The 24,457-nt window shown below is 67.2% G+C and carries 24 protein-coding genes and 1 tRNA gene; 19 read left to right on the forward strand and 6 right to left on the reverse strand.

Annotation, left to right across the window (positions count from 1 at the left end; genetic code table 11):
* Window positions 1–3: 3 nt before the first annotated feature.
* The 6 genes from AC07U4_RS01220 to AC07U4_RS01245 are packed head-to-tail and all read left to right on the forward strand — an operon-like array spanning window position 4 to window position 3,690.
* Entirely contained in the window at window positions 4–396 is a 393-nt protein-coding gene (locus AC07U4_RS01220; protein ID WP_137898105.1) for a MerC domain-containing protein, read from the forward strand.
* A gap of 41 nt (window positions 397–437) precedes the next feature.
* Window positions 438–905 carry a Fur family transcriptional regulator gene (locus tag AC07U4_RS01225; RefSeq protein ID WP_038658829.1) on the forward strand — a complete coding sequence of 156 codons (468 nt, stop codon included), beginning with the start codon at window positions 438–440 and terminating at the stop codon, window positions 903–905.
* Window positions 906–958: 53 nt separating this feature from the next.
* Entirely contained in the window at window positions 959–2,884 is a 1,926-nt protein-coding gene (dxs, locus tag AC07U4_RS01230) for a 1-deoxy-D-xylulose-5-phosphate synthase (protein ID WP_137898106.1), read from the forward strand.
* Window positions 2,881–3,015, forward strand: coding sequence for a hypothetical protein (locus AC07U4_RS01235; protein ID WP_495194151.1), 135 nt, complete (start codon window positions 2,881–2,883; stop codon window positions 3,013–3,015). The genes dxs and AC07U4_RS01235 overlap by 4 nt, the downstream gene beginning before the upstream one ends.
* 46 nt (window positions 3,016–3,061) lie before the next feature.
* Complete coding sequence (locus tag AC07U4_RS01240) at window positions 3,062–3,292, forward strand: hypothetical protein (RefSeq protein WP_495194152.1); 231 nt, start codon at window positions 3,062–3,064, stop codon at window positions 3,290–3,292.
* Window positions 3,289–3,690: a PIN domain-containing protein gene (locus AC07U4_RS01245; protein ID WP_495194153.1), complete on the forward strand. Its 402-nt coding sequence runs from the start codon at window positions 3,289–3,291 to the stop codon at window positions 3,688–3,690. The genes AC07U4_RS01240 and AC07U4_RS01245 overlap by 4 nt, the downstream gene beginning before the upstream one ends.
* 9 nt (window positions 3,691–3,699) lie before the next feature.
* Here AC07U4_RS01245 and AC07U4_RS01250 read toward each other — a convergent pair whose 3' ends face one another.
* Complete coding sequence (locus AC07U4_RS01250; RefSeq protein ID WP_495194154.1) at window positions 3,700–4,371, reverse strand: RBBP9/YdeN family alpha/beta hydrolase; 672 nt, start codon at window positions 4,369–4,371, stop codon at window positions 3,700–3,702.
* Between the two features lie 203 nt (window positions 4,372–4,574).
* Between AC07U4_RS01250 and AC07U4_RS01255 the strand changes: the two genes are divergently transcribed.
* The 5 genes from AC07U4_RS01255 (at window position 4,575) to AC07U4_RS01275 (ending at window position 7,661) form a co-directional block, all read left to right on the forward strand.
* The gene (locus AC07U4_RS01255; protein WP_495194155.1) at window positions 4,575–5,309 is read left to right on the forward strand and encodes a TlyA family RNA methyltransferase; all 735 of its coding nucleotides are present in this window, start codon (window positions 4,575–4,577) and stop codon (window positions 5,307–5,309) included.
* 89 nt (window positions 5,310–5,398) lie between these two features.
* A complete protein-coding gene (locus AC07U4_RS01260) occupies window positions 5,399–5,950 on the forward strand; it encodes a TspO/MBR family protein (protein WP_495194156.1) in 552 nt (183 codons plus the stop codon).
* A 32-nt stretch (window positions 5,951–5,982) separates the two neighbouring features.
* Window positions 5,983–6,267, forward strand: coding sequence for an accessory factor UbiK family protein (locus tag AC07U4_RS01265; protein ID WP_038658846.1), 285 nt, complete (start codon window positions 5,983–5,985; stop codon window positions 6,265–6,267).
* A 96-nt stretch (window positions 6,268–6,363) separates the two neighbouring features.
* Window positions 6,364–6,867: a type III secretion system chaperone family protein gene (locus AC07U4_RS01270; protein WP_038658848.1), complete on the forward strand. Its 504-nt coding sequence runs from the start codon at window positions 6,364–6,366 to the stop codon at window positions 6,865–6,867.
* Window positions 6,867–7,661: a pyrroline-5-carboxylate reductase family protein gene (locus tag AC07U4_RS01275; RefSeq protein WP_495194157.1), complete on the forward strand. Its 795-nt coding sequence runs from the start codon at window positions 6,867–6,869 to the stop codon at window positions 7,659–7,661. The genes AC07U4_RS01270 and AC07U4_RS01275 overlap by 1 nt, the downstream gene beginning before the upstream one ends.
* Before the next feature lie 41 nt (window positions 7,662–7,702).
* On the opposite strand, the gene AC07U4_RS01280 is transcribed toward AC07U4_RS01275, so the two are convergent.
* Together AC07U4_RS01280 and AC07U4_RS01285 are read right to left on the reverse strand one after the other, a co-directional pair.
* Window positions 7,703–7,777 (reverse strand) — tRNA-Gln (locus tag AC07U4_RS01280).
* Between the two features lie 79 nt (window positions 7,778–7,856).
* Window positions 7,857–8,963, reverse strand: coding sequence for a branched-chain amino acid aminotransferase (locus AC07U4_RS01285; protein WP_038658854.1), 1,107 nt, complete (start codon window positions 8,961–8,963; stop codon window positions 7,857–7,859).
* A 60-nt stretch (window positions 8,964–9,023) separates the two neighbouring features.
* Here AC07U4_RS01285 and AC07U4_RS01290 point away from each other — a divergent pair, with 60 nt between their 5' ends.
* Window positions 9,024–9,512: a MarR family transcriptional regulator gene (locus AC07U4_RS01290; RefSeq protein ID WP_038658858.1), complete on the forward strand. Its 489-nt coding sequence runs from the start codon at window positions 9,024–9,026 to the stop codon at window positions 9,510–9,512.
* Window positions 9,513–9,560: 48 nt separating this feature from the next.
* On the opposite strand, the gene AC07U4_RS01295 is transcribed toward AC07U4_RS01290, so the two are convergent.
* Both AC07U4_RS01295 and AC07U4_RS01300 read right to left on the reverse strand, forming a co-directional pair.
* On the reverse strand, window positions 9,561–9,692 hold the full coding sequence (locus AC07U4_RS01295; protein ID WP_495194158.1) for a hypothetical protein: 132 nt from the start codon (window positions 9,690–9,692) through the stop codon (window positions 9,561–9,563).
* Between the two features lie 30 nt (window positions 9,693–9,722).
* Window positions 9,723–10,133, reverse strand: coding sequence for a hypothetical protein (locus AC07U4_RS01300; protein WP_495194159.1), 411 nt, complete (start codon window positions 10,131–10,133; stop codon window positions 9,723–9,725).
* 128 nt (window positions 10,134–10,261) lie between these two features.
* Here AC07U4_RS01300 and AC07U4_RS01305 point away from each other — a divergent pair, with 128 nt between their 5' ends.
* From AC07U4_RS01305 to AC07U4_RS01315, 3 genes are all read left to right on the forward strand, one after another.
* Window positions 10,262–10,933 (forward strand): DUF6445 family protein, encoded by a 672-nt coding sequence (locus tag AC07U4_RS01305; RefSeq protein ID WP_495194160.1) that lies wholly within the window; start codon window positions 10,262–10,264, stop codon window positions 10,931–10,933.
* Between the two features lie 166 nt (window positions 10,934–11,099).
* Entirely contained in the window at window positions 11,100–14,012 is a 2,913-nt protein-coding gene (locus tag AC07U4_RS01310) for a TonB-dependent receptor (RefSeq protein WP_495194161.1), read from the forward strand.
* Between the two features lie 77 nt (window positions 14,013–14,089).
* A complete protein-coding gene (locus AC07U4_RS01315) occupies window positions 14,090–15,586 on the forward strand; it encodes a tryptophan halogenase family protein (protein ID WP_495194162.1) in 1,497 nt (498 codons plus the stop codon).
* A 285-nt stretch (window positions 15,587–15,871) separates the two neighbouring features.
* Here the strand turns inward: AC07U4_RS01315 and AC07U4_RS01320 are convergent, their stop codons facing one another.
* Window positions 15,872–16,924, reverse strand: coding sequence for a LacI family DNA-binding transcriptional regulator (locus tag AC07U4_RS01320; protein WP_495194163.1), 1,053 nt, complete (start codon window positions 16,922–16,924; stop codon window positions 15,872–15,874).
* A 144-nt stretch (window positions 16,925–17,068) separates the two neighbouring features.
* Between AC07U4_RS01320 and AC07U4_RS01325 the strand changes: the two genes are divergently transcribed.
* The 4 genes from AC07U4_RS01325 (at window position 17,069) to AC07U4_RS01340 (ending at window position 24,447) form a co-directional block, all read left to right on the forward strand.
* Entirely contained in the window at window positions 17,069–18,892 is a 1,824-nt protein-coding gene (locus tag AC07U4_RS01325) for an alpha-amylase family glycosyl hydrolase (protein WP_495194164.1), read from the forward strand.
* Window positions 18,889–20,496 (forward strand): alpha-glucosidase, encoded by a 1,608-nt coding sequence (locus AC07U4_RS01330; RefSeq protein WP_495194165.1) that lies wholly within the window; start codon window positions 18,889–18,891, stop codon window positions 20,494–20,496. The genes AC07U4_RS01325 and AC07U4_RS01330 overlap by 4 nt, the downstream gene beginning before the upstream one ends.
* On the forward strand, window positions 20,496–22,586 hold the full coding sequence (locus AC07U4_RS01335) for a glycoside hydrolase family 97 protein (protein WP_495194990.1): 2,091 nt from the start codon (window positions 20,496–20,498) through the stop codon (window positions 22,584–22,586). Before AC07U4_RS01330 ends, AC07U4_RS01335 begins: the two co-directional genes overlap by 1 nt.
* Before the next feature lie 355 nt (window positions 22,587–22,941).
* Window positions 22,942–24,447, forward strand: a complete 1,506-nt coding sequence (locus AC07U4_RS01340) for an MFS transporter (protein ID WP_495194166.1) — start codon at window positions 22,942–22,944, stop codon at window positions 24,445–24,447.
* The last annotated feature ends 10 nt before the right edge of the window (window positions 24,448–24,457 follow it).

Raw genomic sequence — 24,457 nt, forward strand, 5'->3', positions numbered from 1 at the left:
GCAATGACGCACGGGACGCATATTGTACGCCGCTTCGGCTGGGCCTGGCTCGATCGCGCCGCGATCGCGCTGTCCGGCCTGTGCGTCGTCCATTGTCTCGCGAGCGCGGTGCTGCTGGCGATGCTGTCGGCGGCGGGCGGGCTGCTGCTCAACCCGATCTTCCACGAGATCGGCCTGACGATCGCCATCTTCCTCGGTGCGGTCGCGCTCGGCCGCGGCGTTCTGGAGCACGGCTATGTCATGCCCGCGTCGATGGGCGCCTTCGGCCTCGGGATCATGGCGGGTGCGATGACCCTGCCGCACGAAGGTGGCGGCGGTGCCGAAACCTTGTGGACGGTGATCGGCGTCGGGTTGCTGGCGTTCGGTCACGATCTCAACCGCCGCGCCGTCATCTGACGCCGCTTGTGATCGCGGTCGACGCCACCTAAGTCCCGGTTATGGCAGCGCACGCGCATCACGATCACCACGAGCCGCAGGGCGCAGACCTCACCAAGGCCGCGCGCGCGACGCTGGAGAAGTCCGGCGAGCAATGGACGCAGATGCGCGCCAACGTCTTCGCCGCGCTCGTCGGTTTCACCAAGCCGGCCAGCGCCTATGATATCGCGGAGGCGATGTCGAAGAGCGAGGGCCGCCGCGTCGCCGCGAACAGCATCTACCGCATCCTCGACGTCTTCGTGGCGTCCAATCTCGCGCGGAAGGTCGAAAGCTCAAACGCTTACGTGGCCAATGCGCATCCCGATTGCCTGCACGATTGTATCTTTCTGGTGTGCGATTCGTGTGGACAAACGGTGCATCTCGACGACGACACGGTCACGCGTGGTGTCAGGAGTGCCGCGCAAGCTGTTGGTTTTGCACCAATTCGTCCGGTGATCGAGGTGCGCGGCAAATGCGCCGACTGCGCCTGACCTTGCGCGCGCCGACAATCGACACCCACCGTACAAGCGCGTAGACGGGTCCGATGGCCGAATTACCCGAAACGCCGCTGCTCGATACCGTCAACACACCGGAAGAGCTGCGAAAACTCCCTCCCGAGCAGTTGCGCCAGCTGGCCGATGAACTGCGGCAGGAGACGATCTCGGCGGTCGGATCGACCGGCGGCCACCTCGGTTCGGGGCTCGGCGTCGTCGAGCTGACCACCGCGATCCATTACGTCTTCGACACGCCGCGCGACCGACTGGTGTGGGACGTCGGCCACCAATGCTATCCGCACAAGATCCTGACCGGCCGTCGCGACCGCATCCGCACGCTGCGTCAGGGCGGCGGGCTCAGCGGCTTCACCAAGCGTAGCGAGAGCGAATACGACCCGTTCGGCGCCGCGCACAGCTCGACCTCGATCTCGGCTGCACTCGGCTTCGCAGTGGCGAACAAGCTCGCCGGCACGCCCGGCCGCGGCATCGCGGTGATCGGCGACGGTTCGATGTCCGCCGGCATGGCCTATGAGGCGATGAACAATGCCGAACAGGCGGGCAACCGGCTGGTCGTCATCCTCAACGACAATGACATGTCGATCGCGCCGCCGGTCGGCGGCCTGTCGGCCTATCTGTCGCGCATCGTGTCGAGCCGCGAATTCCTCGGCGTCCGCGACATCCTGCGCAAGTTCGCGCGCCGCTTGCCGCGGCCCTTCTACGCCGCCGCGCGCAAGACCGACGAATTCGCCCGCGGCATGACGATGGGCGGTACCTTGTTCGAGGAGCTCGGCTTCTACTACGTCGGCCCGATCGACGGCCACAATCTCGACCATCTCATCCCGGTGCTCGAGAATGTCCGCGACGCCGAGGAGGGGCCGATCCTCGTCCATGTCGTCACCAAGAAGGGCAAGGGCTATGGCCCGGCCGAGGCGGCGGCGGACAAATATCACGGCGTCCAGAAATTCGACGTCATCACCGGCGCGCAGGCCAAGGCGCCACCGGGACCGCCGCAATATCAGAACGTCTTCGGCGATGCCTTGATCAAGGAAGGCGAGCGCGACCCGACGATCGTGGCGATCACCGCGGCGATGCCCTCGGGCACCGGCGTCGATCGTTTCGCCAAGGCGTTCCCCGATCGCGCCTTCGACGTCGGCATCGCCGAACAGCATGCGGTGACCTTCGCCGCGGGTCTCGCCGCGCAGGGGATGCGGCCGTTCTGCGCGATCTATTCGACCTTCCTCCAACGCGCCTATGACCAGGTCGTCCACGACGTCGCCATCCAGAACCTGCCGGTGCGCTTCGCGATCGACCGCGCCGGGCTGGTCGGCGCCGACGGCGCGACGCATGCCGGCTCGTTCGACGTGACCTATCTGGCGACACTGCCCAATTTCGTCGTGATGGCGGCGGCGGACGAGGCCGAGCTGGTTCATATGACGCATACCGCCGCGTTGCACGACAGCGGTCCGATCGCGCTCCGCTACCCACGCGGCAACGGCGTCGGCGTCGACTTGCCCGCGGTGCCGCAGCGGCTCGAGATCGGCAAGGGCCGCATCGTCCGTGAGGGCAAGACCGTCGCGATCCTGTCGCTCGGCACCCGGCTGGAGGAGGCGCTCAAGGCCGCCGAGGTGCTCGAGGCCAAGGGGCTGTCGACCACCGTCGCCGACCTGCGCTTCGCCAAGCCGCTCGATGAGGCGCTGATCCGCCGCCTGCTGACCACGCACGAGGTCGCGGTGACGATCGAGGAGAATGCGGTCGGCGGCTTCGGCGCCCATGTGCTGACGCTGGCGAGCGACGAGGGACTGATCGACGGCGGGCTCAAGCTGCGCACGATGCGCCTGCCCGACGTCTTCCAGGATCAGGACAAGCCGGAAAAGCAATATGCCGAAGCGGGCCTCGACGCCGACCATATCGTCCAGACCGTGCTCAGGACGTTGCGCCACAACAGCACCGAGGTGACCGAGGGCGCGCGCGCATGAAGGGGTGGACCGCGGTCGTCGTCATCACCGGCCTCGCGCTGGTGGTGCTGATCGGCCTCAACGTCCGCCTCTACCGCGCGATGAAGGCGGCGACGGCCAAGGGGCGCGCGCAGGAGCGGGAGGGGCGCTGAACGGCCCCGTCTCGCCCCTGTCACGATATCATGGTATGAGCGGGTCATGAAGCTGACCAAGACATCGGATGGCTATATCGTGCAGGTCCCCGACGAGGTCGTCGCCTCTTTGGGGCTCCACGACGGTGACGATGTGAGCCTGACCGTGCCGGGGGTGATAACCATCCCCGTATCCAATGCGGCACGGGATTCCGCGATCGACCGGATGAAGAAGCTCGCCAGCCCGTTGCCCCCCGATTACAAATTCGACCGGGAAGAAGCCAACGCGCGCCGATGAGCGTCTTCTTCGATTCCAATGTTCTCGTCTATGCCTTCACGGGCGATCCGCGAAGCTTGGTCGCCTATCGGCTGCTGCAGCAAGGCGGCGTCGTGAGCGCACAATCGTTGAACGAACTGGCGAACGTCCTGCGCCGCAAGCAGGGTTGGGACTGGCGGAAGATCGGATTGGCGATCGAGACCGTTGTCGATCGGTGTCCTAGGCTCGTGGTGCTGGACCTCGCACTCCACCAACTCGGCGTGCGTCTGGCTGAACGCTATACCCTCTCGATCTACGACGGGATGATTGCGGCGGCAGCCGTCGTCGCCGGATGCGAAACGCTATATTCGGAAGACATGCACCACGGCCTCGTCATCGACGGACGCGTCAGGATCGTGAACCCCTTCGCGCCCGCCTGACGCGGCAGCTCACCGGCCGAGGTAATGCGCCTGCGCCGCCTCGGTGGCGTTGATCGCGAGGATCGAACGCGCGTCGCTCGCCGGGCGCGCGCGGCCGCGGCTGTCGGTGCCCGCGGCGATCACCCGGTTGAGCAACTCCTGCCCCTCTTCCCACCAGCCGATACCGCTGGCGGCGTTGAGGTGCCCCTGCGGTCCGGCATCGATGAAATGGCTGCCCCATTGCGCGGCGAGGCTGTGCGCCCGGTCGATGCCGATCCACGGATCGTCGCTCGACGCGACGAGGATCGACGGGAAGGGCAGGGGAGTGCGCGGCGTCGGCGCGAAGCCGCGCAATTCGTCGGGCGCGCCGGGCCGATCGACATCGGCGGGTGCCACCAGCAATGCGCCGGCGACTGGCCAGCCATAAGGCTGCGGGCTCAGCTCCGCCCACCACGCCACCGCGAGGCAGCCGAGGCTGTGTGCGGCGAGGATCACCGGCGCCTCGACGCGGGAAATCGCCTGGTCGAGCTTGGTCACCCAGGCGTTTCGATGCGGCGTGTTCCACATGCCGAGCTCGACGCGCAACGTGTCGGGCCGCGAATCCTCCCACAGGGTCTGCCAGTGCGACGGCCCGGAGCCGCCGAGGCCCGGCACGGTCAGGATGGTCGGTTGCACGCTTTCGAAACTGGAAAATCCGGTCATGGCTGCATCTCCCTCCGTGTGAAAGGGCGTGTCGGGCCGGGGTTCGGATCCTCCGTCCTTCCACACCAGCACAACCGAGAAGATAATCCTACTGTTCCACTAGGCAATCGCCGATGCGCCCAATCGAAGGCGCCGAGCGCCGGAGCGAAGGACCGGCGCATGCGGGGTGACGCGCACGCCGCTTTCGCGCTAGGGCGCGCGTCATGGCAAAGACCCGTGCGGACCAGATGCTCGTCGATCGCGGCCTTGCGGAATCGCGGACGCGTGCGCAGGCGCTGATCATGGCGGGGCTCGTGTTCGCCGGCACGCGCAAGGTCGACAAGCCGGGACAGGCGTTCCCCGACGACGTCGCGCTCGACGTGCGTGGGCGCGATCATCCCTGGGTATCGCGCGGCGGCATCAAGCTGGCGCACGGACTGGACCATTTCGGTTGGGCCGTTACCGATGCGGTGGCGATCGACGTCGGATCCTCGACCGGCGGCTTTACCGACGTGCTGCTCAGCCGCGGCGCGGCGCGCGTCTATGCCGTCGACAGCGGCACCAACCAGCTCGCGTGGAAACTGCGCCAGGACCCGCGCGTCATCGTCCACGAACAGACCAGCGCCCGCATCCTCACCGACGCGCATATCCCGGAGCCCGTCGACCTGATCGTCTGCGACGCCAGTTTCATCGGTCTTGCCAAGGTGTTGGAGCGGCCGATGGGCTTCGCCCGGCCGGGCGCGCGACTGCTCGCGCTGATCAAGCCGCAGTTCGAGGCCGGGCGCGCCGAGGTCGGCAAGGGCGGGGTGGTCCGCGATCCGGCAGTCCGCACCCGCGTCTGCGACGAGGTCGTCGCATGGCTGTCGGCGGAAGGCTGGCCTGCGGTCGGTATCGTCGAGAGCCCGATCACCGGGCCGGAGGGCAATGTGGAATATTTGGTCGCCGCGATACGCGATTGATCTACAATGGGAACGATCACCGATACGGGTGCTTTACGAAGGCTGCGCGGCGCGGCAAAGCAGGCGTGAACGCTGTTGAGGAGCATCGGGTGGGGGGCATCGCTTCCAAGGGACAGTTGCGGGTGTCTTTCCTGCGCTGGGCCATCTTTACCGTACCGCTGATCCTGTTGCTCGGCTTCGCCTCCGGACGAGCGGTGCCGGCGGGTGCCGACAACGGCTGGTACGTCGCGTTGCAGAAGCCGGCGCTGACCCCGCCGGGATGGGTCTTCCCGGTCGCCTGGACCTCGCTCTACATCTTGCTCGGCCTCGCGGTGGCGATGATCCTCCATGCGCGTGGCGCGCGCGGACGGGGACTGGCTTTGACGGCCTTCGCCGTCCAATTCGTCCTCAACCTCGCATGGACGCCGCTGTTCTTCGGGATGCATCAGGTCGGCGCCGCATTGCTGGTGATCGTCGCGATCCTGATCGTCGGGACGATCACCACCGTGCTGTTCGGCCGCATCCGCCCGCTCGCCGCGTGGCTGATGGTGCCTTATCTGATCTGGATCAGCTTCGCCGGCGTCCTGACCTGGCGGATCGGCCAGCTCAACCCCGATGCCGAAACCCTTGTGCCGGCGGCGCATACGTCCCAGATGCTCTGACACATAGCATCGCTTTTCCGGGACCCTTCGATATGCAATCCGACAACCGCCTGTTCGACGATCTGGTGAAGCTGGTGAACGGCGCCGCCGGCACTCTGGCCGGCGTCGGCCGCGAGGCCGAATCGGGCGCGCGGGCACGCGCGCGCGAGTGGATCGGCGGTCTCGACTTCGTCAGCCGCGACGAGTTCGAGGTGGTGAAGGCGATGGCCGTCGCCGCGCGCGACGAAAACGATGCGCTCAAGGCGCGGCTCGATGCGCTGGAAGCGCGGCTCGGCGCCACCCCGACGCCGTCTGCCGATCCGGTCCCTACCGCCTGATCGACTTTTCCACAGCTTTATCGACAGTGTTGTCCACGATGGGGTTGCCTGGGCGTTTTTGCCTCGGCAGCCTTGTCGTGCGATAGAGGCGTAACGATGCTCGACCACGCTGAACACGAATCCGAACCCGACGCCCCCATCGACATGCTCGAGGCCTATTATGCCGCGCATGGCTGGGAGCATGAGCGTCACGACGACGAGATCGTCGCGACCGTCAAGGGCAGCTGGACCAGCTACGAATTGCGCGCGCTCTGGCGCGAGGACGACAGCGTTCTGCAATTCCTCGCCTTCCCCGATATCAAGGTCACCGACGATCGCCGCGCCGCGGTCTATGAGGCGATCGGTCTGGTCAACGAGCAATTGTGGATCGGCCATTTCGAGCTCTGGTCGTCCTCGGGCGTGCTGCTCTACCGCCATGCCGCGATGATCGACGGCGAGGAGGAGGGGACGATGTCGCTCGGCGCCACCGAGTTGCTCGTCGAATCGGCGATCGAGGAGTGCGAGCGCTTCTATCCGGTGTTCCAGTTCGTGCTGTGGGGCGGCAAGACCCCTAAGGAGGCGCTCGCCGCCGCGCTGATCGAGACGCAGGGCGAGGCCTGATGCGGCTGCTCATGGTCGGCGCCGGCAACATGGGCGGCGCCATGCTCCGCCGCTGGCTCGCCGCCGGCCTGTCGCCCGCCGACGTCACCGTCGTCAGCCCCAGCGGTCGCGCGATGCCGGATGGCGTCCGCGTCGTCCCGGCGATCCCCGACGCGGGGGAGGGGGCGTTCGACGTCATCCTGCTCGGTCTCAAGCCGCAGCAACTGGGCCTGTTGCGTGACGGGCCGCTCGCCGGTCATGCGCCGCGCGTGCTGGTGTCGATCCTCGCCGGTGTGGAGGAGGCGACGCTCGCCACGCTCTGCCAGGCGGGCGCGGTGGTGCGTGCGATGCCGAACCTGCCGGTCGCGATCGGGCAGGGCGTCGTCGCGCTTTTCTCCACCGCCGCCGACGATGCGACACGCGCCGAGCTGACTGAATGGATGCGGCCGCTCGGCCTCGTCGAGTGGATAGCGAGCGAAGCGCAGTTCGACGACGTCACCGCGCTCGCCGGTTGCGGCCCCGGCTTCGTCTTCCGTTTCGCCGATGCGCTCGCGCGGGCGGGTGCGACCTTGGGCCTGTCGCAGGATCAGGCGGCCCGGCTCGCGCGGGCGACGCTCGCCGGTTCGGCGACGATGGCCGCAGAGGCCGACGTCAGCCCTGCGACACTCGCCGACCGTGTCGCCAGTCCGGGCGGCTCGACGCGCGAAGGCCTGAACGTTCTCGACCGCGACGATCGCCTCGTCACGCTGCTGACCGAGACGTTGGCGGCGTCCGCGGCACGCAACCGCGCCATGGCGGCGGCAGCGCGGGACTAGGCCGCCACGACCGGCGCATCGAGGTCGATGTGTCTGGATCCTGGCTGGGGCGGCAGGATTCGAACCTGCGGATGGCGGCACCAAAAGCCGCTGCCTTACCACTTGGCGACGCCCCAACGAGGAGGCGGCCTTATAGCCGGGTCGGCGGGGTTGGAAAGCCCCGCCGGTACGACTTTTCGGGCCGCCCCGACGAAATCAGTCGAGCCGCTGCAACCAGCCGTGCGGGTCGGCCGCGCGACCGCGCTGGATCGCCGACAGCGCGTCGAGCATCCGCTGCGTGAGCTGACCGGTGCCGCCACCGCCGATCGTGAACCGGCCGTCGACACCGGCGACCTCGCCGATCGGCGTCACCACCGCGGCGGTCCCGCAGGCGAATGCCTCGGTCAGGCGACCGCTCGCCGCATCGGCGCGCCACTGGTCGATGCCGTACAGCTCCTCGCGCACCTCGATCCCCTGGTCGCGCGCGATGCGGATGATCGAATCGCGGGTGATGCCGGGAAGGATCGTGCCGGTCAGCGGCGGCGTCACCATCGAACCGTCGTCGAACACGAAGAAGACGTTCATGCCGCCCAATTCCTCGACCCAGCGGCGCTCGACCGCGTCGAGGAAGACGACCTGGTCGCAGCCCTGACGGATCGCCTCCGACTGGGCGAGCAGGCTGGCGGCATAATTGCCGCCGCATTTCGCCTCGCCGGTGCCGCCGGGCGCGGCGCGGGTATAATCCTGGCTGACCCAGATCGACACGGCGCGTGCGCCGCCCTTCCAATAGGCGCCGACCGACGAGGCGATCACCATATAGAGATAGTCGGACGACGGTTTGACGCCGAGGAACGCCTCGCTCGCGAACATGAAGGGACGCAGGTAAAGCGCGCCGCCCTCGATCTGCGGAAACCAGTCGCGCTCGGTGGCGACGAGCTGCCGGCACGATTGTAGGAACAGTTCCTCGGGCAGCTCGGGCATCGCGAGCCGGCGCGCGCTGTTGTTGAAGCGGCGCGCATTGGCGTCGGGCCGGAACAGCGCGGTGCCGCCGTCGTCGAGCCGATAGGCCTTGAGCCCCTCGAAGATTTCCTGCGCATAATGCAACACCGCAGTCGACGGATCGACGGTGATCGGCGCGCGGGCGGTGATCTTGGCGTCGTGCCAGCCCTCCGCCTCAGTGTAGCGGATCACCGCCATATGATCGGTGAAGACGCGGCCGAAGCCCGGGTCGACCAGCCGCGCGGCGCGCTCATTGGCCTCGACCGGGGTCGCGCTGCGATCGAAACGGAAGGTCGGCGCGGCGGCCGTGGAAACACGGGTCATCGATTTCTCTCAGGCATCAGGGGTTGCGGACGCGTACGGGCGGGGGCTAAACTGGTCAACATGGCTGCCACAGCTCCCTCCGCTTCCGCCCAGTTTCTCCGCGAGCCCGAATTGCGTCGCGGCATGGAACTGCTGTATTTTGGCCATAGCCATCTCACCCGCTCCGTCGATCAGGGGCTCGCAGCACAGGGATTGGGCCGCGCGCATCATCGTGCACTGTATTTCATCGCGCGCAAACCCGACCTGACGGTCAGCGAGTTGCTGGGATTGCTCGCGATCACCAAACAGTCCTTGGGCCGCGTACTCAACGAACTAACCGACCGCAAGTTGGTCGAGACCCGTCCGGGCGAACGCGACCGCCGCCAGCGTCTGCTGCGCCTGACCGAAGAGGGCGCGCGGATGGAGAACGACCTGTTCGAGGCGGTGCGGATCAAGATGTCGCAGGCATACCAGACCGCCGGGCAGGATGCGGTGTCGGGCTATTGGGCGGTGCTGGAAGGGATGATCCCCGACGTCGACCTGACGCTGGTCGAGGGTCTGCGGTCCTGACGGGCGGGGGCGGCGCTCGCGCGGCGGCTTGCCCGCCGACTGCGCCAGCTACAGCGACGCCTTGACGGCGATCGCCATCATCCGGTCGAACGCCGCCTCGCGGATCGCCGCGATCGGCTCATAGGCGACCCAGCCGGCATTGTGGATCGGCCCGTCGACCCGTCCGCTGACATCGACCATGATCCCTCACCCCGTTCGGCGGCGTTGCGCTCAAACCCCGTCGGACGGCCCGCCGCCGGCCGGCAGGTGGCGCGCGAGCCGTTCGGCCTCGGCGGCCGTGGCGCGTACGGCCTGCGGCGTGCCGAACGCCTTGACGAGATTGGGGTACATCGCCTCCATCTCCGCCCGCCGCGCGGCATCGGGCTCGATCGCGATCACCGCGAGGCAGCGCTCGGCCAAGGCCGTCTTATTGTGTTTGAGCCACTGGCCGCGGGCGACGCAGTCGGCATGTGCCTCCTCCTGGCGGCGCGGCGGATAGATCAGCACGAACCGCCCGCCATCGGCGAGCAACCGATCCATTTCCGCGCACCAGCGCGTCGCATAGCCTTCCGTCGCCTCGCCGACGAAGCGCACGATCGGGTAATCGCGAACGTCGTACAGGGTGTAGACCGGCTCCGTCATGGCATCGCCTCCGTTGATCCCGTCGCCTCTTCATCATAGATGTTGCGACGCATTAGCGGAAGTGCAGATATGAGCCCTTGCGGGTCCCGCGATTGCATTCTTCGCCGTCATGCCCGACATCCCCGGCGATGGACTGGACGGTTTCGATCACCCACCACGGCGCCGAGGCGCAGCCCGTCGTCGTCATCGACGGTTTCGCCGATGCCGCGCGCTTCCGCGACGATGCCGCCTTCCTGTCGTTCGCGCCGATCGGGCCGCATTATCCCGGCATCCGCGCCCCGGTCTCGCCGCGAATGCTGCGCGATCTGCTCGCCCGGCTCGAGCCCGTCGCACAGGCGGCGTTCGGCGTCGGCGGGCTGGCGATCGCCGATGCCTTCTATTCCATCGTCACCACGCCGCCGGCGGCGCTCGCGCCGATCCAGCGCCTGCCGCATTTCGACGAAGTCTCGCCGACGCGGCTCGCGCTGCTCCATTATCTGTCGCCGGACGAGCGTAGCGGCACCGCCTTCTACCGGCATCGCAGCACCGGTTTCGAGTCGATCGACGCGACGCGGCTCGACCCGTATCGCGCCGCGCTCGACACCGACCTGCGGCGCGGCGGCCTGCCCGCGGCCGGGTATATCGCGGGCGACACGCCGTTGTTCGAGCGGCTGGCGGTGCACGAGGGGCGGTTCAATCGCGCGATCCTCTATCGGTCGAACACGCTGCACTGCGCCGATTTGCCGGTGGACCTCGCCTTCGATCCCGATCCGGCGACCGGCCGGCTCACCGTCAACACCTTCCTCGACGCCACGCACTAGTGGCCTGACGTTGCACGAAAAGCACGGAGCGCCTGCCGCTCCGTGAATACGTATGTGGCCGACTTGGCTCCTAATCCCCCCGCGTTCACAAGCCGGGCAACCAGTCAGCTGATCATCCGCGATGGAGCGGGTGGGGGCATGACGCCACTAGGGGGAGGATTTCTTCGTGTCCCAGACCGAGTCTCTATACACGCGCCGCGCTCGTATCGCGCTGTGCTCCAGCACCGTCGCCATCGCCAGCGTGCTTCTGGTCACCGGCGGTGCCGCCTTCGCGCAGGAAGCGCCCAACCCGCAATCGCCCACCGCCAATCCGCCCGCCGCGGCGACGGTGCAGGCGCCGGCCCCCGCCGCCGAGCCGACCCCCAATCAGGAGGCGGCACAGACGCAGACCGTCGAGGACGCCGCCACCGACAGTGGCGAGATCGTCGTCACCGGCATCCGCGCCAGCCTCGCCAATTCGGCGAAGATCAAGCGCAACTCGACGCTGATCGTCGACAGCGTCTCGGCCGAGGACGTCGGCAAGCTGCCCGACGTCTCGATCGCCGATTCGCTCGCGCGTCTGCCCGGCGTCACCGCGCAGCGGCTCGAGGGGCGCGACCAGCGCCTGTCGATCCGCGGCCTCGGCCCCGATTTCTCGACGACGCTGCTCAACGGCCGCGAACAGGTGACCGTCGGTGACAACCGCGGCGTCGAATACGATCAATATCCCTCGGAATTCTTCCGCAACGTCAACGTCTACAAGTCCGCCGACGCGTCGCTGATCGCGGCGGGCATCTCGGGTACCGTCGATTTGCGCATGCTGCGTCCGCTCGAACAATCGGGCCGCGTCTTCGCGATCAACGCCCGCGGCCAGATGAACGGCATCGACAATCTCAACCCGGATTCGTCGCGCTACGGCTATCGCGCCTCGGCGACCTATATCGACAAATTCGCGGGCGACACGCTCGGCATCGCGATCGGCGTGTCCGGGACGCAGACGCCGTCGCAGGACGAGCGCTACAATGCCTGGGGCTATCCGGGTACCGGCACCGCCGCCGACCCGTACATCCTCGGCGGCGCCAAGCCCTATGTCCAGTCGAACGAGCTGAAGCGCTACGGCGCGGTCGGCACGGTCGAATGGCAGCCGTCCGAGGTGTTCCACTCGACCTTTGACGCGCTCTATTCCAATTTCGAGGAAACGCAGCGGCTGCGCGGCATCGAATTCCCGCTCGGCTTCTCCGATCCGGTGCGCAGCGGCATCACCGTCAACAACGGCTTCGCGACGACGACGACGTTCAGCAACGTCTTCGCGGTTCAGCGCAACGACTATAACCAGCGCAAGGCGGAGAATCTGTCGCTCGGCTGGAACAACGACATCAAGCTCGGCGAGCGCCTCCACTTCAACGTCGATGCGAGCTGGAGCCGCGCGACGCGCACCGACTTCCTGCTCGAGACCAACACCGGTACTGGTTTCGCCAAGAGCGGCGTCGCCGACACGGTGACGGTCACGCAGAATGCCAATGGCACCTACCGGATCGTGCCGACGCTCGACTACACCAACACCAACATCCTGCGCCTCACCGATCCGCAGGGCTGGGGCAACAACGGCACGCAGGCGGTGGTCCAGTCGGGCTTCCTCAACCAGCCCAAGTTCAAGGACGATCTCAAGTCGCTCCGCGCCAGCCTCAACGGCGAGTTCGAGGGCAGCCTCGTGCGCAGCTGGGAGGTCGGCGGCAATTACAGCCGGCGCGAGAAGACGAGCGCCTATACTTCCTATTTCCTCTGCCCGCGGGGCGCCGGCACCGGCTGCACCGTCGCGAGCGGCACGCCGACCAGCGCCGCGGTGCCGACCGAGGCGTTGCTCGGCACCAACATCCCGCTCGATTATCTCGGCGTCCCGGCGATGCTGACCTACGACCCGCTTTACGTATACAACAATGCGCTCAACGCCGCCTATGACAACCGGCCGTCGTCGCTGGTCCGCGACAATCGCGTCATCGAGGACGTCTATACCGGCTATGCCAAGCTGAGCCTCGACGGCGACCTCGGCGGCAAGGCGGTCAAGGGTGCGCTCGGCGTGCAGGTGGTCCGCTCCGAACAACGGTCGGTCGGCCAGATCGCCAGCGTCGTCAACGGCGTGGTCACCGTCGCCCCGGCCGACCAGACCGAAAAATACACCAACGTCCTGCCCTCGGCGACCTTTTCGGTCGAGCTGGTCGACAACGGCTACGTCAAGCTCGGCGCATCGCAGACGATGGTGCGTCCGCGCCTCGACCAGGAGCGCGTCACGCAGGACGTGGGGATCAACCTCACCAACATCGGTCGTACCCCGGCGGGGCTGTTCCCGGTGTTCAGCTCGACCGGCGGCAACGTCGCGCTGCGGCCCTATCAGTCGACCAACATCGACCTGTCGCTGGAGAAATATTTCGACGCCGGCGGCTATGTCGCGCTGTCGGGCTATTTCAAGCACCTCACCGACTTCGTCGATCCGAACAACAGCTACGCCTACGACTTCTCGGCGCTGCTGCCGGCGCTGACCGCAGCGCAGCAGGCGCAGGTCATCGCCGCCGGCCAGACGATCGGCAACGTCAGCGCACCGGCCAACACCGGTCGCGGCGAGGTGCTCGGCGTCGAGGCGACCGTCTCGCTGCCGTTCAAGGCGATCACCAGCGCGCTCGACGGCTTCGGCATCTTCGCAAGCGGCAACTACACCCAGTCGACGATCAAGTTCGCCAGCAACCCGACGCAGGCGATCACCTTGCCCGGCCTGTCGAAATGGACCGGCAGCGGCACGATCTACTTCGAGAAATGGGGCTTCCAGGCGCGCGCCAACTATCGCTACCGCTCGGACTTCCTCGCCGAGGTCGCCGGCCTCTCGGCGTCGCCTACCTATCGCACCGCCAAGTCGGAAGGCATCCTCGACGCGCAGATCGGCTATGAATTCCAGGAGGGCTTCCTCCGCGGCTTCTCGATCCTCGCGCAGGCGAAGAACCTCACCGATCGTCCGTTCATCACCTATCAGAACGACGATCCGCGCCAGGTGATCGACTACCAGCGCTATGGCCGCGATTATTATATCGGCGTCACCTACAAATTCTGACGCCGACCTCCATTCCTCCCCGGAACCTTGGGCTGTCGTCTTGTGACGGCAGCCCTTTTTGTCGATAGGCCAAGGGCATGACAGCATCCGTCACCACGATCGTGATCGCCGGCGGCGGCACCGCCGGCTGGATGGCGGCGGCGGCGCTGGGTGGGTTTCTCGAAACCGGCTACCGCATCCGCCTGATCGAATCCGACGACATCGGCACGGTCGGCGTCGGCGAGGCGACGATCCCGCAGATCTGCCTGTTCAATCAGGCGCTCGGCCTCGACGAGGATGCCTTCCTGCGTGCCACCGGCGGCACGTTCAAGCTCGGCATCGCCTTCGACGGCTGGCGCGAGCCCGGCCATAGCTACATGCACGCTTTCGGCGATGTCGGCCGCGACGTCGGGCTGATCGCCTTCCAGCATTACTGGCTGCGCGCGCGCCGGCTCGGCCTCGCCAAGCCGCTCGACGCGTATTGCCTCAACGAGGTGGCCGCGCGGGCCGGGCGGATGCACCGCGGCGGGCCGCTCACCGCGGCGACGATCCCGGCGATGCCTTATGCCTTCCATTTCGATGCGGGCCTTTATGCCGCCTACCTCCGCCGCTTCGCGGTCAATCGCGGTGTCGAGCGGACGGAGGGAAGGATCGCCGGCGTCGAACGCGATCCCCTGACCGGCGACGTCGCCGCGCTGACGCTCGATTCCGGCGAGCGTGTCGCCGGCGACATGTTCCTCGACTGCACCGGTTTCCGCGGCCTGCTGATCGAGGGAGCGCTCGAAACGGGTTACGAGGACTGGCGCCATTGGCTGCCCTGCGACCGTGCGATCGCGGTGCCGAGCGCCAATGTCGGCGCGCTTTTGCCCTATACTCGCGCGATCGCGCGCGAGGCGGGCTGGCAATGGCGTATCCCGCTCCAGCATCGCACCGGCAACGGCCATGTCTATTGCAGCGCCTTCACCAGCGACGAGGCCGCAGCCGACACGCTGCTCGCAAACATCGAGGGCGAGGCGCAGGGCGAACCGCGCCAGCTCCGCTTCGTCACCGGCCGCCGCAAGCGTGCCTGGAGCCACAATGTCGTCGCGATGGGGCTGGCGAGCGGCTTCCTCGAACCGCTCGAATCGACCAGCATCCACCTCATCCAGTCGGCGATCGCGCGGCTGATCAAGCTGCTGCCCGCGCTGCCCGTCGCCCCCGCCTTGCGCGACGAATATAATCGCCAGACCGGGGTGGAGATCGAGCGCATCCGCGACTTCCTGATCCTCCATTATTGGGCGAACGGCCGCGCCGAACCCTTCTGGCAGGCGTGCCGGGCAACGAACCTGCCCGATACGCTGCGCGCCAAGATCGCGCTCTGGCAGGAGGCGGGGACGATCGTCCGCGAACAGGAGGAATTGTTCACCGAGGACGGCTGGCTCCAGGTGCTGGCCGGGCAGGGGGTGGCGGCACGCGCACATCACCCGCTCGCCGACCAGATCGACGACGGCGACCTCGGCGAATATATGGAGACGCTGGAACTGCTCTACCGCCGCGAGGCGGGCGCGATGCCGACGCACGCGGCGTTCGTCGCCCAGCATTGCAAGGCGCGGTGACTGTAAGGAAGGTTTTTGTTCGCGCAGAGACGCGAAGGCGCAAAGGTGTCGCGCCCGGGGCAGTGCGTGGTCTTGTCTACCTCATGGCGTGAATTGACGGGCCGCGGCCGCGGCAGACGCTCCCCCTTTGCGTCTCTGCGTCTCTGCGCGAACTATTCTTTGCCGGGTTTGAAAAGGCACGAACGTCCGGGCGAGAACGCCCCTTTCCCCGTTCGCCCTGAGCCTGTCGAAGGGCAGGTGAGTCTCACGGTGCTTCGACAGGCTCAGCACCAACGGTATGGATGCTTACGTCGATCCGCGCACGATCAGCCGCGGTTGCAACAGCGCCGTATCGGTCGGTTCGTCGGCGATGCGGCGCAGCAAGGTGTCGACCAGCACTTCGCCCGCGCGGCGATAGTCCTGCGCGATCGTCGTCAGCGGCGGCTGCGTCGTCGCGGCGGCGGGGATGTCGTCGAAGCCGACGATCGCGACATCCTCGGGTACGCGCCGCCCCGCCTCGGTCAGCGCGCGCATCGCGCCGAGCGCGATGATGTCGGAGGCCGCGAACAGCGCGTCGAACGGAATGTCGCGCGCCAGCAACCGCTTCGTCGCCTCATAGCCCGATTGTTCGACGGTCAGCGCATCGGCGTGCAGACCGGGATCGACCGGCAGGCCGTGCGCGCGCAACACGGCGCACAGCCCGCGATAGCGGTCGCGGAATTCGGGATAATGATCGTCCGCATGGCCGATGAAGCCGATCCGCCGGCGGCCGCGGTCGACCAGATGCCCGGCGGCGACCCGCCCGCCCGCGATATTGTCGCAGCCGATCGTCACGCCGAGATTGTGGCTGTCGACCGAGCCCCAGCGCACGAAATGCGTCCCCTGCGCGACCAGCGCCTCCAGCCGCGCCTTGTACAGTTCGTAATCGCCATAGCCGAGCAGGATGATCCCGTCCGCCTTGCGGCTGTCCTCGTAATCGGTGTGCCAGTCGGCGGAGAGCTGCTGGAACGAGCTGAGCAGATCGTAGCCGCGCGCCGCGCAGGTGCGCAGGATCGAGCCCAGCATCGACAGGAAGAAGGGGTTGATGAAGCTGCCGTCGTCGAGCGGGTCCTCGAAGAACAGCAGCGCCAGCGTCATGCTCTGGCCGCGGCGCAGCGACGAGGCGTTCTTGTCGACCTTGTAATTGAGCTGGCGGGCGATCGCCTCGATCCGCATCCGCGTCGCCGCGCTCACCGTGCGGTCGCCGCGCAGCGCGCGGCTGACGGTCGGCTGCGACACGCCGGCGCGTGCGGCGATGTCGAAGGAGGTCGGCTTGTCGCTCGCTCCGCCCGGTCCCCGTCCTCTGCTCTTCACGGCCATGAGGGCAATCTACATCAGTGCGACGGGGCGGGATAGCGTCAGTGAATACGTATGCCCTATGCTTGGCTTGGCGCGCCTGCGTCCGCACAACGGCCCCGGATGCGGCCGGCGATGGATCGGGCGCACGACGATGCCGGGGGATGCATGCTGAAGCTCGCCACACGAACCGCGACCGCGCTCGCGCTGCTGTTCGCGGCCCCCGCCGTGTCCGCGCAGACCGCCGATTATCGCGCGCGGTTGCCGCAGGACGAGGTGATCTATTTCCTGCTCCCCGACCGGTTCGAGAATGGCGACACCGCCAACGATCGCGGCGGCCTCACGGGCGGGCCGCTCGTCACCGGCTTCGATCCGACGGCGAAAGGCTTCTATCACGGCGGCGACCTCAAGGGGCTGACGCGGCGGCTCGACTATATCCAGTCGCTCGGTGCGACGGCCCTGTGGGTCGGGCCGATCTTCAAGAACAAGCCGGTACAGGGCGGCCCCGGCCAGCAATCGGCGGGCTATCACGGCTATTGGATCACCGACTTCACGCAGGTCGATCCGCATCTCGGCACCAACGCCGATTTCGCCGCTTTGGTCGCGGCGGCGCATGCGCGCGGGATGAAGGTCTATATGGACATCATCATCAACCACACCGCCGACGTGATCCAGTATCGCGAATGCCAGGCAAAGCGCGAATGCCCGTATCGCAGCCGCGCCGATTATCCCTATCAGCGCCGGCTCGGCATCAACGGCAAGCCGATCAATCCGGGTTTCGCCGGCGACGACGTCCGCACGCCGGAGAATTTCGCGCGCCTGACCGATCCGGCCTATGCCTATACGCCCTTCGTCCCCGCCGCCGAAAAGACGGTGAAGGTGCCGGCATGGCTCAACGACGTCACGCTCTACCACAATCGCGGCGACACGACCTATCGCAACGAGAGTTCGACGATGGGTGATTTCGTCGGCCTCGACGATTTGATGACCGAGAACCCCAAGGTCGTCGCGGGGATGATCGACATCTTCGGCGGCTGGATCGACCGGTTCGGGATCGACGGCTTCCGCATCGACACCGCGCGCCACGTCAACCCGGAATTCTGGACCGAATTCGTCCCCGCCATGCAGGCGCGCGCGAAGGCGAAGGGCATTCCCAATTTCCACATCTTCGGCGAGGTGTCGGATCACGAGGTGCGGCCGGCGGTGCTCGCGCAGCATACGATCGTCGACAAACTGCCCGCGGTGCTCGACTTCTCCTTCCGGCAGGCGGTGGTCGAGACGGTCGCCGGCACGCGTGGCACCGACGCGTTCGAGGCTCTGTTCGACGGCGATGCGCTCTATGCCAAGGGCTTCGACACCGCGGTGCAATTGCCGACCTTCACCGGCAATCACGACGACGGCCGCTTCTCGACCTTCGTCCGCAAGGCCTTCCCGCAGGCGAGCGACGCCGAGGTTATGGCGCGCGTCATGCTGTCCAACGCGATGCTGCTGACGCTGCGCGGCGTACCGACGATCTATTCGGGGGACGAACAGGGGTTCGTCAGCGACGGCAACGATCAGGATGCGCGCGAGGACATGTTCGCAAGCAAGGTCGCGGTCTATAACGACAACCGCCTGCTCGGCACCAACACCACCAACGCGACGGCGCATTTCGGGCAGGACAATCCGCTGTTCAAACAGACGGCCGCGCTGGCGAAGTTGCGTCTGGCCACCCCGGCGCTAACCCGCGGTCGCCAGCAGCTGCGCGCCCGCGAGGAGACGCCGGGCCTGCTCGCCATCTCCCGTTTCGATCCGGACAGCGGCGCGGAGGTGCTGCTCGCCTTCAATACCGCGACGACGCCGCTCACCCGTCAGGTCGAGGTCGGCATCGGCGCGACCGGCGCGACCACGCTCTCCGGCAGCGGCTGCGGTGCGGTCGCCGCGCCCGGCAGCCTGACGATCACGCTTCCTCCCCTCGGCTATGCCGTCTGTGCCCTGAAGGCGACCCAATGACCCTGACTGACCGCCCGTGGTGGCACGGCGCGACCATCTACCAGATCTATCCGCGCAGTTTCGCGGACTCCAACGGCGACGGCATCGGCGATCTGCCGGGCATCACCGCGCATCTCGATCACGTCGCCAGCCTTGGCGTCGAGGCGATCTGGCTGTCGCCCTTCTTCCGCTCGCCGATGGCCGATTTCGGCTATGACGTGTCGGACTATTGCGACGTCGATCCGATCTTCGGCACGATCGCCGATTTCGACGCATTGGTCGTGCGCGCGCATGCACTGGGTCTCAAGGTGATCGTCGATCAGGTCTGGGCGCATACCAGCAACCAGCATCCCTGGTTCGTCGAGAGCCGGTCGAGCCGTGACAATCCCAAGGCCGACTGGTACGTCTGGCGCGATCCGCAGCCCGAGGGGTCGCCGCCCAACAATTGGCAATCGGTGTTCGGCGGTCCGGCCTGGACCTGGGACGCGCGCCGCGGCCAATATTACATGCACAATTTCCTGAAGGAGCAGCCGCAGGTCAACGGCCACCATCCGGCGGTGCAACAGGCCTTCCTAGACGTCGCCCGCTTCTGGCTGGAGCGCGGCGTCGACGGCTTCCGCATCGACGCGATCAACTTCATGATGTTCGACCCCGATCTGCGCGACAATCCGCCCGCGCCGCTCGACGACGGCATCCCGCGCACGCGTCCGTTCGATTTCCAGCTGCACCAATACAATCAGAGCCACGATGCCATTCCCGGGTTTCTGGAGCGCGTGCGGGCTTTGTTCGACAGCTATGACGCGCGCTTCACCGTCGCCGAGGTCGGCGGTGCGGACAGCGATCGCGAGATGAAGCTGTTCACCGCGGAAGGGCGTCGCCTTCACAGCGCTTATGGCTTCGACTTCCTCTATGCGCCGACACTGACGCCGGGGATCGTCGCGGACGCGATCGACAAATGGCCCGAGCAGGACGGCGTCGGCTGGCCGAGCTGGGCGTTCGAGAATCACGACGCGCCGCGGGCGATCTCGCGCTGGGCGGGGCAGGGCGATCCTCGCGCCTTTGCGCGGATGAAGATGCTGCTGCTGGCCAGCCTGCGCGGCAATATCTTCCTCTATTACGGCGAGGAACTCGGCCTGACCCAGGTCGCGGTGCCGTTCGAGGATCTTCAGGACCCCGAGGCGATCGCCAACTGGCCGCAGACGCTGTCGCGCGACGGCGCGCGCACGCCGATGGCGTGGCGCAGCGATGCCGCCAATCTGGGCTTCTCGACCGCCCGACCGTGGCTGCCGGTCGGTGCCGATCATGCCGCGCTGGCGGTCGACCGGCAGGAGCGCGATCCGCATGCCCTGCTGCACTGGACGCGCGAAACGCTGGCGCTGCGCAAGCGGCACCCCGCGCTGCTGACCGGCGACATCCGCGTCGTCGCGGCGGACGCGGCGATGCTCGCGATCGAGCGTCGCGCTGCGGACGAGACGATGCTCTGCGTGTTCAACCTGTCGCCCGAGCCGCAGCGCTGGGCGCCCGAGCAGCCAGACGCGTGGCGGCCGGTCGTCGAAAACGCGATGCAGGGCTGGCATTTCGACGGATATGGCGCACTGATCGCCACCAAAATGGGAGAGGCATGATGAAGCATTACACGATCGGGGGCGCCCTCGCGCTGGCGCTGCTCAGCAGCACGGCGATCGCGCAGACCGACGCCAATGGCGTTGCCCAGATCCCGACCGTCGCTGCCCAGCCGGCGGCGACCGCGACCTCGCCCGACAAATCATTGGTGGTGACGATCGCGCTCGATAACGACGGCCGTCCGACCTATGCGGTCACGCGCAAGGGCAAGCCGGTGCTCAACCCCGGCAAGCTCGGCGTCATGTTCACCGATGCACCGAAGATCGAGCGCAACCTCGAACTGATCGGCAAGACGGCGTCGTCGGCGGACAGCAGCTGGACGCAGCCGTTCGGCGAATGGAAGACGATCCGCGATCGCCATAATGAGCTCGCCCTCCGCTTCCGCGAGAAGACCGGGCTGAAGCGCGAGATGGACGTCACCTTCCGCATCTTCGACGACGGCATCGGCTTCCGCTACAGTTTCCCAGACCAGCCCAATCTGCATCAGGCGAACATCGCCGACGAGCTGACCGAATTCGCCTTCGCGCAGAACGGCACGGCATGGTGGAAGCCTGCGCTCCAGTGGAATCGCGAGGAATATCTCTACGAGAAGACCCCGCTCGACGCGGTCGGCACCGCGCAGACTGTGATGACGGTCAAGCTCGCCGACGGCACGCACGCTGCGGTGCACGAGGCGGCGCTGATCGATTATGCCGCAATGAATCTGGCGCGCAGCGAGGGCAATACGTTCAAGGCGGCGCTGACCCCCGGCGCCGGCGCGCCCAAGGTCGTGCGGACCGCACCCTTCACCTCGCCGTGGCGGACGGTGATCCTGTCGGACGATGCGCCCGGCCTGTACATGAGCCACCTCGAGCTCAACCTCAACGAGCCGAACAAGCTCGGCGACGTCAGCTGGATCAAGCCGGGCAAGTTCGTCGGCGTCTGGTGGAATATGATCAAGGGCGACTGGACCTGGGCGACCGGTCCCAAGCACGGTGCGACCACCGCCAACGTCAAGACCTATATCGACTTCGCCGCCGCCAACCGCATCCCCGGCGTATTGGTCGAGGGCTGGAACGTCGGCTGGAACGGCGACTGGTTCGGCAATGGCAACGAGATGCAGTTCGACCAGCCGACCCCCGATTTCGACGCGGCGGAACTGTATCGCTACGCCAGGGCGAAGGGCGTCTATCTGGTCGGCCATAACGAGACCGGCGGCTCGGCGAGCCATTATGACGCGCAGCTCGACCGCGCCTTCTCCTATGCACGCGACCACGGCATTCCGGTCATCAAGACCGGCTATGTCACCGATGCCGGCCAGATCGAGCGCGTCGACGCCGACGGCACGAAGAAGCGCGAATGGCACGAGGGCCAGTGGATGGCGAACCACTATCTGCGCGTCGTCCAGACCGCCGCCAAATACAAGGTCGGCATCGACAGCCACGAGCCGATCAAGGATACCGGCCTGCGCCGCACCTATCCCAACTGGCTGAGCCGCGAGGGTGGCCGCGGGATGGAATATAACGCCTGGCCGGGCAAGAACCCGCCCAGCCACGAAGCCAATATGTTCTTCACGCAATGGCTCGGCGGCCCGATGGACTTCACCCCCGGCGTGCTGAGCCTCGAAGGGTCGGGCGGCAGCCCGTTGCTGTCGACCGAGGCGAAGCAGCTCGCGCTGTACGTCGTGATCTATTCGCCGGTGACGATGGCGGCGGATACGCCCGAGAATTACGCCAAGCATATGGACGCCTTCCAGTTCATCCGCGACGTGCCGGTCGACTGGTCGGAGACGCGCGTGCTCAACGGCGAGGTCGGCGAGTACGTGACGGTGGCGCGCAAGGACCGCGCCGGCGAAGATTGGTATCTCGGCAGCATCACCAACGAGGCGCCGCGCACGCTGACCGTCGCCCTTAACTTCCTTGATTCCGGGCGTAGCTATACCGCAGAAGTGTATCGCGACGGCGCGGGCGCGGATTACCGGACGTCGGCGCGCCATGCGATCGCGATCGAGAAGCGCAGCGTGAAGAAGGGCGACACGCTGTCGCTCGCGCTGGCGCCGGGCGGCGGACAGGCGATCCGCTTCGTCGCCGCCGGCAAGGCGCGGCGGCGGTGATCCGCCGGGGGCCGAGGCGCGCGATCGTTGCCGAACCCACGCCGTCATGCCGGACTTGTTTCGGCATCCACCGGTCCGCAGGCGCGGAAAGCGTTGCTCACCGGGGGGACGGGAGGTTTGGCGAGGCCGGTTGCCCGGCCCCGTATAGCCGCGGCATCGCCTATGGCCGATCGGGTGTCGCAGCGGTTCCCACATCGTTCGTCATGCCGGACTTGATCCGGCATCCCGCTTCCTCTTGGCGTCGTGCAGCAAGAAGCGGGACCCCGGCGCAGGGCCGGGGTGACGGCGGGGTGCGAGAGCGTGCGAGGCCAGCATCGACTCTACCTCATGTCCCCGCGATTTACCGGCGCGCCGCGTGACCGCCGTCGCACGGCCGCGGCAGAGCTGGGCGGGTCTCTGGAACATCTCGTTCGGCTTTTTCGGCATCCAGATCGGCTTCGCGCTCCAGAACGCGAACATGAGCCGCATCTTCCAATCGCTCGGCACCAGCCTCGACGATCTGCCGGCGCTGTGGGTCGCGGCGCCGCTCACCGGACTGCTGGTGCAGCCGGTGATCGGCCACCTCAGCGACCGCACCTGGCTCGGCCGTCTCGGCCGGCGGCGGCCCTATTTCCTCGCCGGCGCGATCCTCGCCGCGATCGCGCTGCTGCTGATGCCCGAGAGTCCGGGGCTGCTGATGGCGGCGTTGCTGCTCTGGCTGCTCGATGCGTCGCTCAACGTCTCGATGGAGCCGTTCCGCGCCTTCGTCGGCGATATGCTCGACAAGGACCAGCATGCCGCCGGCTATGCGGTGCAGACCGCCTTCATCGGTGCGGGCGCGGTGTTCGGGTCGATTTTCCCGTGGCTGCTCGAACACCTCGGCGTATCGAACGTCGCGGCGAGCGGCGGCATCCCCGATACGGTGCGCTTCGCCTTCTGGTTCGGGGGCGCCGCGCTGTTCCTCGCGGTGCTGTGGACGGTGCTGACTACGCGCGAATATTCGCCCGCGGAGATGGCGGGATTCCACGGCGAGGCCGATGCCGAGGATCAGGCGCAGGTGACGCGCACACTCGCTGCGCGCCGGCTGACCGGCAGCAGCGTGTGGATCGCGGCGGGCGCGATCGTCGTCGCCGGCGTCGCGGCGCTGGGCCTCGAAAAGGAAGTGTATCTGCTCGGCGGCCTGCTGATCGCTTATGGACTGGCGAGCATCCTCGCCATCCTGCGCGCGCGCGACGGACGGCCGGTCGACATGCTCGGCCATATCGTCGGCGATTTCGGCGGCATGCCGGTGCTGATGAAGCGGCTGGCGGTCGCCCAATTCTTCAGCTGGTCGGCGTTGTTCATCATGTGGATCAACACCACGCCAATCGTCGCCGGCGCCTTCTACGGCGCGCCCGACGCGCACAGCCCGCTCTATCAGGCGGGAGCCAATTGGGTCGACGTGCTGTTCGCCGCCTATAACGGCATCGCCGCGGTGGCGGCGCTGACGCTGCTGCCGCTGCTGGCGCGGCGGATCGGACAGGCGCGCACGCATATCGTCGGGCTGCTGTGCGGCGCAGCGGGCTTCGCGAGCTTCTTCGTCATCCGCGATCCGAGATGGCTGCTGGCGAGCGAGATCGGCATCGGCATCGCCTGGGCGTCGATCCTCGCCATGCCCTATGCGATTCTCGCCTCCAGCCTGCCGCAGCGCAAGCTCGGCATCTATATGGGATTGTTCAACGTCTTCGTCGTTGTGCCGCAGTTGCTGGTCGCGACGGTGATGGGGTCGATCACCAAGCACTTCTTCCCGACCGAGCCGATCTGGACGCTCGCCTTCGCCGCCGGCGCGTTGCTGCTCGCCGCGCTGGCGATGACGCGCGTGACGGCAGGCGCGGCGCGGTAATCGGCGCCGG

The sequence above is a fragment of the Sphingomonas sp. GW821-FHT02B09 genome (assembly GCF_059421875.1).

Bases quoted from the DNA above. Each gene is read 5' to 3' on its own strand.
- AC07U4_RS01250 (WP_495194154.1), bottom strand. From the start codon at position 4,371: ATGACCGGATTTTCCAGTTTCGAAAGCGTGCAACCGACCATCCTGACC.
- AC07U4_RS01285 (WP_038658854.1), bottom strand. From the start codon at position 8,963: ATGACCCGTGTTTCCACGGCCGCCGCGCCGACCTTCCGTTTCGATCGC.
- AC07U4_RS01300 (WP_495194159.1), bottom strand. From the start codon at position 10,133: ATGACGGAGCCGGTCTACACCCTGTACGACGTTCGCGATTACCCGATC.
- AC07U4_RS01330 (WP_495194165.1), top strand. From the start codon at position 18,889: ATGACCCTGACTGACCGCCCGTGGTGGCACGGCGCGACCATCTACCAG.
- AC07U4_RS01335 (WP_495194990.1), top strand. From the start codon at position 20,496: ATGAAGCATTACACGATCGGGGGCGCCCTCGCGCTGGCGCTGCTCAGC.
- AC07U4_RS01220 (WP_137898105.1), top strand. From the start codon at position 4: ATGACGCACGGGACGCATATTGTACGCCGCTTCGGCTGGGCCTGGCTC.
- AC07U4_RS01235 (WP_495194151.1), top strand. From the start codon at position 2,881: ATGAAGGGGTGGACCGCGGTCGTCGTCATCACCGGCCTCGCGCTGGTG.
- dxs (WP_137898106.1), top strand. From the start codon at position 959: ATGGCCGAATTACCCGAAACGCCGCTGCTCGATACCGTCAACACACCG.
- AC07U4_RS01240 (WP_495194152.1), top strand. From the start codon at position 3,062: ATGAAGCTGACCAAGACATCGGATGGCTATATCGTGCAGGTCCCCGAC.
- AC07U4_RS01245 (WP_495194153.1), top strand. From the start codon at position 3,289: ATGAGCGTCTTCTTCGATTCCAATGTTCTCGTCTATGCCTTCACGGGC.
- AC07U4_RS01290 (WP_038658858.1), top strand. From the start codon at position 9,024: ATGGCTGCCACAGCTCCCTCCGCTTCCGCCCAGTTTCTCCGCGAGCCC.
- AC07U4_RS01265 (WP_038658846.1), top strand. From the start codon at position 5,983: ATGCAATCCGACAACCGCCTGTTCGACGATCTGGTGAAGCTGGTGAAC.
- AC07U4_RS01255 (WP_495194155.1), top strand. From the start codon at position 4,575: ATGGCAAAGACCCGTGCGGACCAGATGCTCGTCGATCGCGGCCTTGCG.
- AC07U4_RS01270 (WP_038658848.1), top strand. From the start codon at position 6,364: ATGCTCGACCACGCTGAACACGAATCCGAACCCGACGCCCCCATCGAC.
- AC07U4_RS01325 (WP_495194164.1), top strand. From the start codon at position 17,069: ATGCTGAAGCTCGCCACACGAACCGCGACCGCGCTCGCGCTGCTGTTC.
- AC07U4_RS01315 (WP_495194162.1), top strand. From the start codon at position 14,090: ATGACAGCATCCGTCACCACGATCGTGATCGCCGGCGGCGGCACCGCC.
- AC07U4_RS01320 (WP_495194163.1), bottom strand. From the start codon at position 16,924: ATGGCCGTGAAGAGCAGAGGACGGGGACCGGGCGGAGCGAGCGACAAG.
- AC07U4_RS01295 (WP_495194158.1), bottom strand. From the start codon at position 9,692: ATGGTCGATGTCAGCGGACGGGTCGACGGGCCGATCCACAATGCCGGC.
- AC07U4_RS01275 (WP_495194157.1), top strand. From the start codon at position 6,867: ATGCGGCTGCTCATGGTCGGCGCCGGCAACATGGGCGGCGCCATGCTC.
- AC07U4_RS01305 (WP_495194160.1), top strand. From the start codon at position 10,262: ATGGACTGGACGGTTTCGATCACCCACCACGGCGCCGAGGCGCAGCCC.
- AC07U4_RS01225 (WP_038658829.1), top strand. From the start codon at position 438: ATGGCAGCGCACGCGCATCACGATCACCACGAGCCGCAGGGCGCAGAC.